Origin of the sequence: Flavobacterium sp. W20_MBD1_R3 (assembly GCF_052119725.1) — a bacterium.
Lineage (GTDB): Bacteria > Bacteroidota > Bacteroidia > Flavobacteriales > Flavobacteriaceae > Flavobacterium.
The window spans coordinates 355,136-370,348 of record NZ_JBGQOR010000002.1 but is presented as its reverse complement, the minus strand read 5'-3'; the positions used below and the strand labels follow the sequence as shown (position 1 = coordinate 370,348).

The 15,213-nt window shown below is 33.9% G+C and carries 12 protein-coding genes and 1 tRNA gene; 6 read left to right on the top strand and 7 right to left on the bottom strand.

The features are described 5' to 3' along the window. Positions 1 to 140 precede the first annotated feature (140 nt). The 4 genes from ACEN2F_RS04695 (at position 141) to ACEN2F_RS04680 (ending at position 3,309) form a co-directional block, all read left to right on the top strand. Positions 141 to 743: a hypothetical protein gene (locus ACEN2F_RS04695; protein ID WP_441736588.1), complete on the top strand. Its 603-nt coding sequence runs from the start codon at positions 141 to 143 to the stop codon at positions 741 to 743. 567 nt (positions 744 to 1,310) lie between these two features. Then, complete coding sequence (locus ACEN2F_RS04690; protein WP_441736587.1) at positions 1,311 to 1,823, top strand: TIR domain-containing protein; 513 nt, start codon at positions 1,311 to 1,313, stop codon at positions 1,821 to 1,823. Positions 1,824 to 1,825: 2 nt separating this feature from the next. Next, entirely contained in the window at positions 1,826 to 2,710 is an 885-nt protein-coding gene (locus tag ACEN2F_RS04685) for a DUF4231 domain-containing protein (RefSeq protein WP_441736586.1), read from the top strand. Then, positions 2,710 to 3,309, top strand: a complete 600-nt coding sequence (locus ACEN2F_RS04680; RefSeq protein ID WP_441736585.1) for a toll/interleukin-1 receptor domain-containing protein — start codon at positions 2,710 to 2,712, stop codon at positions 3,307 to 3,309. Before ACEN2F_RS04685 ends, ACEN2F_RS04680 begins: the two co-directional genes overlap by 1 nt. A gap of 176 nt (positions 3,310 to 3,485) precedes the next feature. Here ACEN2F_RS04680 and ACEN2F_RS04675 read toward each other — a convergent pair whose 3' ends face one another. The 5 genes from ACEN2F_RS04675 to ACEN2F_RS04655 form a co-directional block, all read right to left on the bottom strand. Further along, the gene (locus ACEN2F_RS04675; protein ID WP_441736584.1) at positions 3,486 to 5,078 is read right to left on the bottom strand and encodes an energy transducer TonB; all 1,593 of its coding nucleotides are present in this window, start codon (positions 5,076 to 5,078) and stop codon (positions 3,486 to 3,488) included. A gap of 43 nt (positions 5,079 to 5,121) precedes the next feature. Further along, positions 5,122 to 6,534: a M56 family metallopeptidase gene (locus ACEN2F_RS04670; protein ID WP_441736583.1), complete on the bottom strand. Its 1,413-nt coding sequence runs from the start codon at positions 6,532 to 6,534 to the stop codon at positions 5,122 to 5,124. Next, positions 6,531 to 6,905 (bottom strand): BlaI/MecI/CopY family transcriptional regulator, encoded by a 375-nt coding sequence (locus ACEN2F_RS04665; RefSeq protein ID WP_121363828.1) that lies wholly within the window; start codon positions 6,903 to 6,905, stop codon positions 6,531 to 6,533. Before ACEN2F_RS04665 ends, ACEN2F_RS04670 begins: the two co-directional genes overlap by 4 nt. Positions 6,906 to 6,914: 9 nt before the next feature. Then, on the bottom strand, positions 6,915 to 7,340 hold the full coding sequence (locus ACEN2F_RS04660; RefSeq protein WP_441736582.1) for a hypothetical protein: 426 nt from the start codon (positions 7,338 to 7,340) through the stop codon (positions 6,915 to 6,917). Positions 7,341 to 7,631: 291 nt separating this feature from the next. Further along, positions 7,632 to 9,020 (bottom strand): dipeptidase, encoded by a 1,389-nt coding sequence (locus ACEN2F_RS04655; protein WP_441736581.1) that lies wholly within the window; start codon positions 9,018 to 9,020, stop codon positions 7,632 to 7,634. 108 nt (positions 9,021 to 9,128) lie between these two features. Between ACEN2F_RS04655 and ACEN2F_RS04650 the strand changes: the two genes are divergently transcribed. Continuing rightward, positions 9,129 to 9,210: transfer RNA gene (locus ACEN2F_RS04650), tRNA-Leu, on the top strand. A 286-nt stretch (positions 9,211 to 9,496) separates the two neighbouring features. Here ACEN2F_RS04650 and ACEN2F_RS04645 read toward each other — a convergent pair. Continuing rightward, a complete protein-coding gene (locus ACEN2F_RS04645; RefSeq protein ID WP_441736580.1) occupies positions 9,497 to 9,928 on the bottom strand; it encodes a hypothetical protein in 432 nt (143 codons plus the stop codon). Positions 9,929 to 11,053: 1,125 nt separating this feature from the next. Then, a complete protein-coding gene (locus ACEN2F_RS04640) occupies positions 11,054 to 12,820 on the bottom strand; it encodes a DUF885 domain-containing protein (protein ID WP_441736579.1) in 1,767 nt (588 codons plus the stop codon). Positions 12,821 to 13,000: 180 nt separating this feature from the next. Here ACEN2F_RS04640 and ACEN2F_RS04635 point away from each other — a divergent pair, with 180 nt between their 5' ends. Next, positions 13,001 to 15,148: a M3 family metallopeptidase gene (locus tag ACEN2F_RS04635; RefSeq protein WP_441736578.1), complete on the top strand. Its 2,148-nt coding sequence runs from the start codon at positions 13,001 to 13,003 to the stop codon at positions 15,146 to 15,148. Positions 15,149 to 15,213 lie beyond the last annotated feature (65 nt).

Here is a 15,213-nt window from a genome sequence, read left to right as displayed (position 1 = left end):
ATCTTTGCCAATCTACCCAATTTTGGTGTATATGCGAAGGTTTGTTTCGCCTATATATAAGTTATGAGCAAGTTTGAAGAACCTCGTCCTAAAATAGATTACTAAAAATTAAACAATAGTATTAAAAACAAATCAAAATCATGAAAAAAATTCTTTTCCTTATTATTTCCTTAGTTGTCATTTCGTGTTCTACCGATAGTGATGAAAATTATTCTGACTGTATCAATAGTGCGACACTGGATAATGAGTTCATGTTCAAATGTCAAAAATATAAAACAGAAGCAGGCAGAATTAATATGAATTATACAACTGAATTTCAAACCACCTCATGTATGTTAGAATTAGTTAATTCTGAATATAGTGATTTCCTATTTAATGAAGGAGATAATAATGTTAATGCTGTTAATATTTGGCTTTCTGTTCCGTCTACAAGTTACGCCTCACAAGAATTACCCGAAGGCACTTATCTTAACAGAGAATCTAATGACGACCCTTCAACATTGGATATTGTAACTTTGTTTAGTGTAGCTAAAAATACTAGTCTTTCTATACCAAATGGAAGTTCAAGTTTATATTATCACGATTTAATTATAGGACAGCCCGAAAGCTATAAAGTTGCTGAAGTTACAGTTGACAGACTACCTTCGGGAGAATATGAAATTAATTACTATTTTGACGCTGAAGGCAAATTAATAAAAGGTCACTTTAAAGGGTATCTTTCTTTTACTGATACTTGGAACTAAGAAGAATATAGGCGTGAGCATTTTGCTTATGACCATAAAAAAGAAATTTTATAAATCCAACTATAATGATGATGACATTCTATATTTACCGTTTTACTATTGCTAAATATTGAAAACCTGCTCATAACAGCTAGGGTTCCTTTACTTGCGCAGCACGAACAATCAACTCCGGTTGAACTGAACAGATCGCAAGTCCGTTAACACTAGGGAGTTTTCGTAAAAAGTTCAGCCAAAATACGAAGAGGATTTAATGTCCTCTTTTTTTGAGAAGTATTTTCTCGGTATGACCCTGCAAATTGCTTCGTCGTTCCTCCTAGCAACTTAGGGTCGGGCTGTTCGCTGCAATCTTTATGTTTTTAAAGAAAAAACATAAAGGATTTTCGCTGCCATCCCTCACGCAACGCATTCCAATGACGCGCAGTTTTTTACTAAATTGTAAGAAAATTTTAATATATTTGGAAAGAGTGAAACGAAATAGATCTTCGCTAATCTACCTATCTGTAAGTGTGTATACGAAGATTTGTTTCGCTATATACTAGTTGGCAACAAGCTTAAAAAAACAATATTATGGGATATAAAAATAAAACGTATATAATTTTTGACGGAGATAACGACAAGTGGGCTTATGCCAGAATGAAAGGCTGGAAAGCATTAGAACATATAGATTTTGATTTTGAAAATGCACACGATGAATACACGTTAACTTCTAATGCAAGTAACGAGGATTATATAAAAGGTAAACTTCGAAAAAGGTTTCAAAATGCAAGTCAGGTAATTGTATTAATTGGTGAATCAACAAAAAACTTGTATAAATATGTTAGGTGGGAATTAGAAGTTGCTCAAAATTTGAATATTCCAATAATCGCAGTTAACCTTAATGGAGATAGAAAACAAAATCCTAATACTTGTCCACCAATTATAAGAGATACCTACGTAGTTCACATTCCTTATAAAATGAAAATAATAAAATACGCACTAGACAGTTTCACTACTGAGTACAAAAAAAGAGGTTCAAATAGTTCTGTCAGAGGCAGAGTTTATAGCGAATCTGTTTATTCTTCACTTGGATTAAATGATTAATGATGGAAGAAAAAGACTTTCCCGGTTTATATCAAGCTTCTGATGCTGCATCAATGCAAGCTCAGAAAAACTATAAAAATATCATTGCCTATGACTTAGTTTCAATGATTGTTGCATCTGCATTGGCTATTTACAATTATCAAGATACCGAACCCAAACTCTGGATATATATTATTTCAGGTGTTTTATTATTAGTTAGTTTTACCTTAACATTAGTAATTAGAATTAAAAAGTTTGAAGATATATGGTATCAAGGAAGAGCATTAGCAGAATCTTGTAAAACTTTAACTTGGAGGTTCATAATATGTTCTGAAAGTTTTGAAATAGATATTGAGAAAGAGAAGGTTAAAGAAAAATTTATAGCAAGACTTAGAGAATTTAGTAATGAATTTAAGGAGTTGAATGAATCATTAAATGCTAAAACTATAGTTTTACCAATTATTACAGACAAAATGTGGGAAATAAGAAATCTAAACACATTAGAAAGAAAAGACTTCTACATTATAAACCGTATTAATGACCAAAAAGATTGGTATGCAACCAAAGCGGAATTTAATAAGAAAAAATACAATAATTGGTTTTTAGTTATTATTAGTTCCCAGCTTATTGCGATATTAAGTATTGGCTATTTAATCAAATGTCCCGAATCTAATTGGAATTTGGTTGGTTTTTTTACAACTATTTCAGCATCCGCATTAAGTTGGCTTCAATTAAAACAGCATCAGGAATTAAAACAAGCATATACAACAGCCGCACAAGAATTAAATTTTATTCAAGCTTCTTTTGGTAAAGTAAATTCGGATCTTGATTTAGCAGAGTTTGTTTTAGATTCAGAAAATGCAATTTCAAGAGAACACACACTTTGGCTTGCACAAAAAAGAACATAATGGCAAAAGGATATAATAAAGCAGAAACCTTTGATAAAATATATTGGCTCTTGGAATCCAAGAGCATAAAGGATAGACCTTGTGTGTTTCTTAGCCATAAAGAGGAGGATAAAAGCGAATGCATAAAAATTGCTGAATACCTAAAAGAAGCTGAAATCGATTATTACTTAGATGAGTTAGATAATGATTTACAACAAGCAGTTGCACAACGTAATCCAGAATTAATCACGGAAAGCATCAAAAAGGGGATTCGTGAGAGTACACATATGTTAGTAGTAGTTTCTGAAAAGACGTATAAATCTCAATGGGTTCCATTCGAAATTGGCTATGGTCACTCTGCAATTCTTGACAAAGGTTTAGATGAAGGAATTAAAGAAAATAAAATTAAACTTTCAGTTTTGACTTTAAAAGATATATCAGAAAAAAATCTGCCAGACTATCTTCAAGTTGCTTTTATTATAAGGGGAACAAAGAGTCTTAATGATTATGTATCTAAAATCACGAATAGACTTGAAAAATCATTAATAACCGAAACTAAGCTTTTTTCGAATACGAAAATCAATCATCCGTTAGATAACGTACTAAACTATAGACTATAAAAAAAGCCAGTTGCCAACAGCTATTTTAATATAGCTGGGATTTAGTGGAGTTATCGTTTCGCATCAAGTTTCCGTTAATCCGAAAACTAAAAGCTTACTAATTCCCCACCTTCTAAAATCCATAAAACGTTAATTTAATAAATCCGCTTCCTTTGAAGCGGATTTCTTTTTTACAATTACGCCTTTCCAGTCTGAATAGTTATTGGTAAGCTGTACATTACTCTCACGGTTTTCTCGTTCATTTTACCGGGAATCCAGTTAGGACATATACCTAATACACGAACCACCTCTGTGCCAATTCCGTATCCAATATCTCTTATGATTTTGATATTAGTAAGTCTGCCGTCAAGTTCAACTATAAATGTAACGTAGACTTTTCCTTTAACTTTATTTTTTTCAGCATCCAAAGGAATATTAAAATTGGTTCCCACAAATTTATAAAACTCGCCAATTCCTCCAGGAAAATCAGGTTTGTTAGTTATTCCTGCAGTATTATAAACGTCTCCTAATTCATCGCTGGCGATCAATTTTGAAGCTTCTGCCTGATAGTCTTTTTCTAAAACAGTAATTGTTTCATTATTTATTTTTACTCCTTGGCTGTTTACTCTCAATCCATATCTGTCGTAGTATTCTCTTTCTTTACCTTTGGTCACATAAAAATGAACCTCATTGTTGATAGAAATATAACCGTCATTTACAGGATTACCGTCAATGTCTACAGATCCTTTATCATTAAAATAAAGACTACCAATTTTGGTATACTCTTCATTCTTAATTTTCACTACCTCTAGTTTTTTTCTTTTTATAGTGTCACTTCGTTTTTCTGACTTTTCAATTTGTTGCAATGCACTTTTGGCAATGGCAATCTTCTCATTTAAAATTGGTTGCTGAACAAGGATAGGATCGTTCTTTTCTCTTGCAACTGTTACTGTACATAAGGAAAATAATAGTACTGCAAGTACTGGAGCAATTGCCATTTTCTTAAGTATTGAAATGTTTTTTGATGTGGTTTTTGTCATCATAATTAATCGTTTTTTAGTTATTAAATAATTCAAATTACTGGCCAAGTAAAAAGTTTGGTTCTCGTTTGCTTTCGATAGTAATAAAGATTGGTAGAACGGAACATTGTTATAGGAGGTCACTACTTTCTCATCGGCAAGAAATTCATGGTTGAGTTGTATGGCTTTTTTGTAAAAAATAAAAATAGGGTTGAACCAAAAAATGGTTTTCAATAGTTCGATGAATAAAATATCCAAAGTGTGTTTTTGGGTTACATGTGTCAATTCGTGCATGTACAATTCAGCTTCAATTTGGCGGTTGTTGTATTCCGTTTCGTTGATGAAAATCGTATTCAGGAAAGTATGCGGTAAGCTTTTTTCAGGAATTAAAATCAATTTGGCATTTCTGTAGGCAATAGACGTGTTCGATTTCATTTTAGACGAAATCTTGATGATATTACTGAAAAACCGTATCGCCAAAACGAGTGTCACTACGGCATACAAACTCCATAATCCTATCGCCAGATAGTTAGTTTCCTCCAGTATTACAACGTTTCCTTGCAGTATCTGGATATTTCCGGGATTGACTGTAGGTTGTGCTATTTCCTGAATGACTTCAATAGTTATAAATGGAATTACCATCGAAAAAACAAGGCTGAACAACAAGTAAAACCTGTTGAAAACGTGTATTTTTTCTTTTTCCAAAAAGAGATTATACACCGCCAGTAGCACGGATAAAGTAATTGTCGATTTGATTAGAAAGTCGGTCATTTTTTCTTTTTTAGAATTTCACTGTCTATTGTTTTTCAATACCTTAGATTTGCGTTTTGGATTTTTTATCCTCCTTAAGAGTTTTTGGTGACTCTTTGAAATTGTTAGTTTTATCCCATTTGTCTGCGCAGTTTCGTGTACCTATTATTTCTTTTCCACCAAATTTTTTCCAAGAGTTTTTTAAATTTTTGTCAAAATAATCTTTTGTATAGAAACTATATTGAAAAGGCTGTGGAAATTTCTTGCTTTGGGCATTTTTCCTAACTGAACTGCCTGTAAAATATACAAAGTCAGAAGCTGAGTATTTACTTAATTCTGAATTTCGAAAGTGTTTTCCATCTATCCAAATAGCATATTTTCCAGCGTTTTTAAAATCGGTAAGTTCATTTTTGGTAGGTGATTTCTCTATAATTGGGGTTGGAACATAAGGAGTATAGTTGTCTTTTTCCTCTGAGGTAAGTTGTTCGTATTGCTTATCAATGATAGTTTTTTTACTGCAATCTTTAAATATTACTCGCACTCCAGCGTAATATTCATCTCGTCTGTCCTTTGTTGGTTTTTCTTTTTTGTCAGATTGAACTTTAATTACTGTGCTGCTTTGTTGAGCAATTGTTTTTAAACATAAAAAGAATACTATTACAAAAATAAAGGGAATTAAAGCTATTTTTTTTAAAATTGCTTTGGTTTTTGATGTGGTTTTAGTCATCATAATTAATCGTTTTTTAGTTATTAAATAATTCAAATTACTGGCCAAGTAAAAAGTTTGGTTCTCGTTCGCTTTCGATAATAATAAAGATTGGTAGAACGGAACATTGTTATAGGAAGTCACTACTTTCTCGTCAGCAAGAAATTCATGGTTGAGTTGTATGGCTTTTTTATAAAAAATAAAAATGGGGTTGAACCAGAAAACGGTTTTCAATAGTTCGATGAATAAAATATCCAAAGTATGTTTTTGAGTTACATGCGTCAATTCGTGCGTGTACAATTCAGCTTCAATTTGGCGGTTGTTGTATTCCGTTTCGTTGATGAAAATCGTATTCAGGAAAGTATGCGGTAAGCTTTTTTCAGGAATTAAAATCAATATGGCATTTCTGTAGGCAATAGACGTGTTCGACTTCATTTTAGACGAAATCTTGATGATATTACTGAAAAAACGTACCGCCAAAACGAGTGTTACTACAGCATACAAACTCCATAATCCTATTGCCAGATAGTTAGTGTCCTCCAGTATTACAGCGCTTCCTTGCAGTATTTGGATATTGCCCGGATTGACTGTAGGTTGTGTTATTTCCTGAATGACTTCGATGGTTATAAATGGAATTACCATTGAAAAAACAAGACTGAACAACAAGTAAAACCTATTGAAAACGTGTATTTTTTCTTTTTCTAAAAATAGATAATACACCGCTAATAGTACGAATAAAGTAATTGTCGATTTGATTAGAAAGTCGGTCATTTTTTCTTTTTTAGAATTTCACTGTCTATTATTTTCTTGAGATCTTCCAGTTCCGTTTGCGATAAATTGGTTTCGGTGGTAAAGAAAGAGGCAAATTGTGATGCTGAATTGTTGAAAAAATTACTAATCAATCCGTTGACGTGTTTCGAGAAATAATCGGTTTTTTTGACCAAAGGATAATATTCCCGGGAGTTCCCAAATTCGTTGTAGGCTACAAATTGCTTGTCGATCATTCTTTTCAATAATGTAGCGATAGTTGTGGTTGCGGGTTTTGGTTTTGGATAGGCTTCAAGCAAGTCTTTCATGAAGGCTTTCTCGAGTTTCCAAAGGTGTTCCATTACTTGTTCTTCGGCGTTCGTGAGTTGTTGCATGTTTATTTTTTATTTAGTGTAAATTTCTTGAATGGGTATTCCTTTTTCATAGATTTTGGTGCCTAGTAAAACTCCTTCGGAGTCATAAAATGTCCATTCTCCTGTGGGCAGCCATTCTATTTTTGAATTTACAATGGCTTTATTTGAAATACCTATTTGTTGAATTTTACCAGTATTGTGATATTTGATGACGTGGCAACTGTTTTTTTTATACTTTTCTTTTGAAAGTAATTTGTCGCTCATGAATTCTTTCCAAATTCCTGTTTTATCTCCTTTTTTGTATCTTCCTGTTGCAACGGATTCGGTGTTCATGAATTTTTCCGTCTGAATCCATTTGCCTGTTTTTAATCCGTTTCTGGTTTGATTAATTTTGCAACTAGTGAGGCTTATGCACAAAAGAATGATGATGATTGAATACTGGTTTTGAATTTTCATTTCTACAGATTAAAACATTGCTCTACAAATGTAGAATAAAAATTGAAATAAACAAGTTTTTATAAAAAATATAGTGTCATTCAGTGATTTGCGTTAAGGATGGAAGTGGAAATCCTTTTTATTTTTTTGTTTCAAAAAATAAAAAGATTGAGAACGGACAGCCTGACCCGCTATTTTCAGCGGGAAACGCCCAAAAAAAATCCGCCCTGGGTAGAGCGGATATAGGTTCTCGATACTTTTTTGTTCCGTTTCTCTTTACAAAAAAACTCGAACTGACGATATCGCCAACTATTATTTAGAAAGTTCCACAAAATATTTGTAAAACAACGGAATGGTTTCAATTCCTTTTAGGTAATTGAAGACCCCGAAGTGTTCGTTTGGCGAGTGAATGGCATCGCTGTCCAGACCAAATCCCATAAGGATTGTTTTTGATTTTAACTCTTTTTCGAATAACGCAACGATTGGAATACTTCCTCCAGAACGCACCGGAATGGCGGGAACGCCAAAGGTTTCAGTATACGCCATGTTTGCGGCTTTGTAGCCAATGCTATCTGTTGGGGTTACGTAACCTTGTCCGCCGTGATGCGGTTTTACTTTTACGGTAACGCCGGCAGGGGCAATGCTGGTGAAATGTTTCGTAAACAATTCGGTGATTTGTTCCCAGTCTTGATTGGGTACCAAACGCATCGAGATTTTAGCGAAAGCACTACTTGCAATAACCGTTTTAGCACCTTCTCCGGTGTAACCACCCCAGATTCCGTTGACATCCAGCGTAGGACGAATAGAATTTCTTTCGTTCGTTACATAGCCTTTTTCGCCGTATACGTCATTAAGGTCTAACGCTTTTTTGTAATTATCAAGATTAAAAGGCGCTTTGGCCATTTCAGCTCTTTCTTCTAAGGATAATTCTTCGACATTATCATAGAAACCAGGAATGGTAATGTGATTGCTTTCATCATGAAGCGAAGCAATCATTTTAGCCAATACATTAATAGGATTGGCAACGGCACCTCCGTACAATCCAGAATGTAAATCACGGTTTGGTCCCGTAACTTCGACTTCTACATAGCTTAAGCCACGCAATCCTGTTGTAATAGACGGCTGCTGATTCGAAATCATTCCAGTATCCGAAATTAAAATCACATCGTTTTTTAGTTTTTCCTGATTGCGTTCTACGAACCAGCTCAAGCTTTTGGAACCAATTTCCTCTTCGCCTTCAATCATGAATTTCACGTTGCACGGCAATGTGTTGGATTGAACCATATATTCCAATGCTTTTACGTGCATGTACATTTGGCCTTTATCATCACATGCTCCACGGGCAAAAATAGCGCCATCGGGATGAGTTTCCGTTTTCTTAATTACGGGTTCAAAGGGTGGCGAAGTCCATAAGCCAATTGGATCTGCGGGTTGTACGTCATAATGTCCGTACACCAGAACGGTGGGTAATGATTTATCTATAATTTTTTCACCGTAAACGATTGGGTTGCCCGGAGTGTCACAAATTTCAACGAAATCGCAGCCTGCTTTTTCTAAACTTGCTTTCACAACTTGGGCTGTTTTGGTAATATCTGTTGCGAATGCAGGATCTGCACTCACGGATGGGATTTTTAATAATTCGATTAACTCGTTGATAAAGCGGTCTTTGTGTTCTTGAACGTATGCTTTAATATTTTCCATTATTTGAATTTTATTTATATTTCAAAAGTACGAAAAACTGAGTAAATAATTTTTGAAGAAATTCCTTTGAACTTAAGAAGTAATGCTTATATTTGCACTCAGAATTTCGCGGATATGGTGAAATTGGTAGACATGCCAGACTTAGGATCTGGTGCCGCAAGGCGTGTAGGTTCGAGTCCTATTATCCGCACTTTAAAAACCCAAATTACTAATTATTAGTATTTTGGGTTTTTTGTTTTTAGCAACTTGGCAAGCCATTTTATTTTCTGCCTCTAATTCACTCGATTTGAGATTCATATACTATCCAATTTTTTTTCTAATTTTTCCATTCGATACATTGAGTTCGGAGCTTTGCGGTGTTTCAAAACAAAAAAAGTACACTCCTACTTATTTATCGTAAAACAAAATGTTCTCAGAGTTCCGTTATAACAGATGATTGATTTTAGAACAGACAAAGGTTTTTCCGAAACAAAGAATTATTTTTCCATATTTGCTACTTTTTCATAGACTTGCTTGTCAATGGCCTGTTTTACGTGAATAAAAAAATTCTTGTCATTCTCATTTTCTAATTTTAATGTTAAAGCCTCAAAGCTTCTGCCATTTTGAAATCGAATGGCTTTAATCCTCTTAGTAAGGTTCTTTAGTGCGCTTCCATCCAAATCAAAATAACTTGCCCCTTTGCAATTAAATTTGCTCCAAGAAATAAGGTTAATTTTAGTATTGTCCTCAAAAAGGATGGTCAAATCATCTTTTTCTAAACAAGTACCAAGTCCAAAAGATTTAATAAATAGCCCACTATACGCAAATACACCATTTTCAATTGAAAAAGTAGGCTTTAGGAAAAAACCCTTTTTCTGATTATCAGATGAAATACTTGCTCGCGTAAAAATAGATTCCTTATCTGTCATTATGTCCTTGTGATACAGAATTTTGATTTTATTTTGAGCAAAAACATTTATGCTAAAAAATAAAATTGATAGTAATAAAATATTTTTGATTTTTGATTTTTGAATTAATAAGTTAGGATTAACCACTTACTAAACAATGTTTTTAATGTAATTGAAAACGTAATTGTTTAATAAGAATAACAAAGGTACTCTTAATACGTCTATGATAAGGCTCGTTTTTAGTGATATTTAGGTTAAAGTTAGTTCGATATAGTTGTTGTAGCATCATAAATTCAGTGCCTCGAATAGTATAAAGCTTTTGAATTATTCATAAAAAAGCTAGCATTCTGAACATGACGTCATTTCATAATCGTGTTCATTATCTGATGTAAAGGATAGGCGGGGTTTATTTCTAGCAATTTTAATTTGGATTGCACCTCCTTTAGAAAATTTTGCTAATCGATAAGAACCAATACTCCAGATTCTTCTAATTTTTTATATTTTTGGTAAAGGATTTTGTTTTTGGAATTGGTGAATTTTAATATAGTGCAAAGCTGATGACCAAAAGCTCTAATTCCCGATTTGGAAATATTGTTTTTCCAGATCCGTAAAAAAGGAAATCAATTAGAGGTTCAAAATGATAATTTTACGAAAAAAAACTTATAAACTTCTAATAAAAACAAGTTTGTGATCAATCTATTAAATAGTGCAAATCTATTAGCAGTAGCAACATAACCATAGCATTTCGATTGTTTTAAAAAGTAACATTCAAGTTTTTTTAAAAAAAATTATCCCCAAGAAGCATCAAGCCTTTTGGGGATAATTCCTATTGATAACCACGATATGTTGATTCTTATTTCTTTTAGATTTCAAACCAAAAAGATATTTTACAGGAAATCACATTCTTTTTTACGAATAATAAGTGTTGAAATCCTATCTACTGAGCATCAGGACTCTTTGTTTTGTGCTCCAACTGATATTTAAATAATTTGTAGATCGTAGTTGTTGGTCTTTGTTAGATTAGTCAACTAAAGTAGAATGGTTCAAATCGATAAATTTGAAAAAAAACATATGATTGATTTTCCAAATTCTGATAAAAATTCAATCCAGATTGTTGTTGAATCTAAGTAAAACAGGGATAATATTTTATCTAGATTCATTTATCCAAGCATTAATTTTTGTTTCCAATAAAGCCAATGGCATTACTCCGGATTCTAATACTTTTTCATGGAATTTCTTAATATCAAATTTAGCACCCATCTTAGTTTCCGCTTTTTTGCGAAGTTCCATGATTTTTAATTGGCCAATTTTATACGACAGCGCTTGTCCTGGAATCGCCATATAGCGCTCAATTTCTGGAATAATGCTTGCTTCACTTTCGGCTTCGTTTTCTAACGAATATTTAATGGCTTGCTCTCTAGTCCACCCTTTAGAATGTAATCCGGTGTCAACTACTAATCGAACTGCACGGTGCATTTCATTGCCCAGCATTCCAAAATATTGATACGGATCTTGGTACAATCCAAGTTCTTTTCCTAAACTTTCTGTGTATAAAGCCCAACCTTCGCCATAAGCGCCAAACCAATTGAATTTTCTGAAATCAGGTAAATTTTTATTTTCTTGTTGCAAGGATATTTGAAAATGATGACCCGGAATGGCTTCATGCAAGAACAAATCTTCATCGCCATACATATTATAATTCGCTACATCAGGAATGGGAACATAGAAAATACCGGGACGCGTACCGTCAGCAGTTCCTTGATTGTATTCCGCACTAGCTGTTTTTTCTCTAAAAGCTTCGGTTCGTCTGATTTCAAATTTCGTTGCGGGTTGCAAAGCGAATAACTTATCCACATTTGGTTTGATGCGTGTATAAATGCTTTGGAAATTAGCAATAACTTCTTCTGGTTTGGTGAAAGGTTTTAATTCTTTCTTGTTTCTCACTTCTTCAAAGAATTCCTGTAAAGTGCCCTTGAAGCCTACTTGGGTTTTCACCTTTTCCATTTCGGCAGTCAAGCGGGCTACTTCTTTTAATCCTAATTCATGGATTTGTTCAGGAGTCATTTCAGTAGTGGTCCATTGTTTTACGTAGGCTGCATATAATTCTTTTCCAAAAGGTAAACTCCCTATTCCGCTAGTTGCTCTGGAGGCAGGAAGGTATTCTTTATTTAGGAAATCGGCCATTTTCTTGTACTGCGGAATCAGTTTAGTGTTGATTGTCGCTGTATATTTTGCCGTCAAATCTTCTTTTATACTATCAGGAAAAGAGGCAGGCATCAGTTTGATAGCCGAATAAAATAAGTTGTCTTGTATATTTGGCGTAGCCATTTCCGCAAATTGTGGAACCAATTTTACCGTTAATGATTTTGGTAATACGACACCTTTTGCAATTCCTTTTTTCATGTAGACCATCGCTGAATCGATCCAAACAGCATATTTATCCATTCTTTTTAGGAAATTGGTGTAATCTTTTTCTGTTTTAAAAGGTTGTGCGCCGGTTCCACCTGCAAATTGTCCCATAGTTAGATGCGTTCCCCAAAATTGGTGAACAGGAAGTAAATTTGTAGGCTGTTTTAATAAATCTTTCCCAATTTCAACTTCCCATTTAATGATTTCGTAACTGTTTTTTTCCTCCGCAGATAAGTCCTCGATGGCGATATTTTGCAGGGCTGATTGGTATTTGTTGAGGAACGCTTCTTGCGATTTTCTGAAACTGTCTGTCATTTCAAACTGCAGTTGATCGTTGTATTGGTTTTGACCACTTTGAGTCGCATCTAATGGATTCATCGCGTTTTTGTCGTCAAAATAGCTTTTGGTCAGACTGCTGAAGTCTTGTTTTTTATCTTCCGATTTACAATTAACCAGCAATAGTGAAGCGGTTACGAAAAGCAAAAAAATGGTTGTTTTTCTCATGATGTGGGTTTAGTTATAGATTAAGCTAATTTATCGATTTTTTTTCAATTTTAAATATAAGAATAGTTTTTTGGCTGTAAAAGTGTCTTTATATGTCATAAAATTTAGTTAACGCGTCGCTGCCGTTCTTGTTTTAAAAACATTTCGGTTAAATTTACCTTTCTACTTAATCAAACCTAAATGAGAAAAAAATCCTTTTTTATTTTGTTAGTCATTGGAAATATGCTAACAATTAAAGCACAAGAAAAACAAGAAAATACTACTATGAACCCATTTTTTCACGCCTACGACACGCCATTTAATGTGCCGCCTTTTGACAAAATTAAAAATGAACATTTTAAACCCGCTATTTTAGAAGGAATCAGTAAGCATGAGTCTGAAGTTAATGCTATTGCAAATAATACGCTGCCAGCCACTTTCGAGAATACAATTCTTGCCATGGAAAATGCTGGAGAATTATTGTCAAATGTGAATACGGTTTTTTCGAATCTAAATTCGGCAAATACTAACAAAGAGATTCAGACTATTGCCAAAGAAATAGCACCAAATCTTTCCGCTCACAGAGATAATATTTATTTGAACGAGAAATTATTTGCAAAAGTAAAAACGCTTTGGGACAAAAAAGAAACGCTGGGCCTTAATTTAGAACAAGCAAAAATTTTAGATAATGCCTACAAAGATTTTGTTAGAAGCGGAGCCAATTTATCAAGTGCAGACAAAGATATATTGCGTAAAATAAATGGAGATCTTTCACTGACTAGTTTAAAATATGGTCAGAATATTTTGGCGGAGACCAATTCCTACGAGTTGGTTATTGATAATAAAAAAGATTTAGCGGGACTACCACAAGGGTTAATTGATGCTGCCGCTGTTGATGCTAAAGCAAAAGGCAAAGAGGGAAAATGGGTTTTTACTCTTTCTAATTCTAGCGTGATGCCATTTTTGCAATACAGTTCCAATAGAGAATTGCGCAAACAAATTTGGAATGCATATCAAACGAGGGGGAACCAAGATAATGAGTTTGACAACAAGAAAAATGCAATTGAGTTAGCAAATCTTCGTGGACAAAAAGCGAGATTGTTAGGCTTTAAATCACACTCCAATTATGTCTTAGAAGAATCGATGGCTAAAACGCCAGAGAATGTGAATAAGCTATTGAATGATTTGTGGAAACCAGCTTTGGAAATAGCCAAAACGGAAGCCGCCGATATTCAGAAAATGATGGCTAAAGAAGGAATTAAAGGTGCCGTGCAACCGTATGACTGGAGGTATTACACAGAAAAAATCAGAAAAGAACGTTTTGATTTAGACGAAGAAGAATTAAAACCTTATTTCAGTTTAGAAAATGTTAGAAAAGGCGTTTTTCAAGTAACCGAAAAGCTTTACGGGCTTCAGTTTAAAGCACTGACGAATGTTCCAAAATATCATGAAGATGTTACCGTTTGGGAAGTGACTGAGAAAGACGGGACCCATTTGGGTGTTTTATACATGGACTTTCATCCGCGTGAATCAAAACGTGGCGGCGCTTGGATGACCTCGTACAGAACTCAAAAAACTGTTGACGGAAAACGTGTGGCTCCGGTAGTTTCTATTGTTTGTAATTTTACAAAACCATCAGCTAATGCTCCGGCACTTTTGACATTTGATGAGGTTACGACTTTCTTTCACGAGTTTGGACATTCTTTACACGGAATGCTATCTAATGTGACGTATAAAAGTTTAGCAGGAACAAGTGTTCCAAGAGATTTCGTAGAACTTCCTTCTCAAATTATGGAGAATTGGGCAGCTGAGCCAGAGGTTTTAAAAATGTATGCAAAACATTATAAAACGGGTGAAGTGATTCCGGAAACATTGGTAAATAAATTAAAAAAGGCAGGTACTTTTGATCAAGGATTTACTACAACAGAATATCTTGCAGCTTCCTTGTTAGATTTAGAATACCATTCGCAAACCAAAGACATTACCGTTGATGCAAATGCTTTCGAAAAAGCTGCAATGACTAAAATTGGTTTAATTTCATCTATTATTCCAAGATATCGAAGTACGTATTTCAGTCATATATTCTCTGGAGGATATTCTTCAGGATATTACAGCTACATCTGGTCTGGAGTTTTAGATACAGATGCTTTTGAAGCGTTTAAAACAACCACTTTGTTCAATCCTGAAAAAGCCAAATTGTTCCGTGAGAATGTTTTGGAAAAAGGAGGAACAGAAGACCCAATGGTTTTGTACAAACGTTTCCGTGGAGCTGAACCAAGTATTGAACCATTGTTGAGAAAACGTGGTCTAGATAAAAAAGAAGATACATTTAAAAGAATAAAAGGATAAAGCTAGTTTTCTTTTAAAAACAAAAAACCCTACAACATGAATAATTTGTTGTAGGGTTTTTTATT

Coding starts and splice junctions, on each gene's coding strand:
- ACEN2F_RS04665 (WP_121363828.1), bottom strand. CDS start 6,905: ATGCAACAACTCACGAACGCCGAAGAACAAGTAATGGAACACCTTTGG.
- ACEN2F_RS04695 (WP_441736588.1), top strand. CDS start 141: ATGAAAAAAATTCTTTTCCTTATTATTTCCTTAGTTGTCATTTCGTGT.
- ACEN2F_RS04645 (WP_441736580.1), bottom strand. CDS start 9,928: ATGACAGATAAGGAATCTATTTTTACGCGAGCAAGTATTTCATCTGAT.
- ACEN2F_RS04640 (WP_441736579.1), bottom strand. CDS start 12,820: ATGAGAAAAACAACCATTTTTTTGCTTTTCGTAACCGCTTCACTATTG.
- ACEN2F_RS04670 (WP_441736583.1), bottom strand. CDS start 6,534: ATGACCGACTTTCTAATCAAATCGACAATTACTTTATTCGTACTATTA.
- ACEN2F_RS04655 (WP_441736581.1), bottom strand. CDS start 9,020: ATGGAAAATATTAAAGCATACGTTCAAGAACACAAAGACCGCTTTATC.
- ACEN2F_RS04675 (WP_441736584.1), bottom strand. CDS start 5,078: ATGACCGACTTTCTAATCAAATCGACAATTACTTTATCCGTGCTACTG.
- ACEN2F_RS04680 (WP_441736585.1), top strand. CDS start 2,710: ATGGCAAAAGGATATAATAAAGCAGAAACCTTTGATAAAATATATTGG.
- ACEN2F_RS04660 (WP_441736582.1), bottom strand. CDS start 7,340: ATGAAAATTCAAAACCAGTATTCAATCATCATCATTCTTTTGTGCATA.
- ACEN2F_RS04685 (WP_441736586.1), top strand. CDS start 1,826: ATGGAAGAAAAAGACTTTCCCGGTTTATATCAAGCTTCTGATGCTGCA.
- ACEN2F_RS04690 (WP_441736587.1), top strand. CDS start 1,311: ATGGGATATAAAAATAAAACGTATATAATTTTTGACGGAGATAACGAC.
- ACEN2F_RS04635 (WP_441736578.1), top strand. CDS start 13,001: ATGAGAAAAAAATCCTTTTTTATTTTGTTAGTCATTGGAAATATGCTA.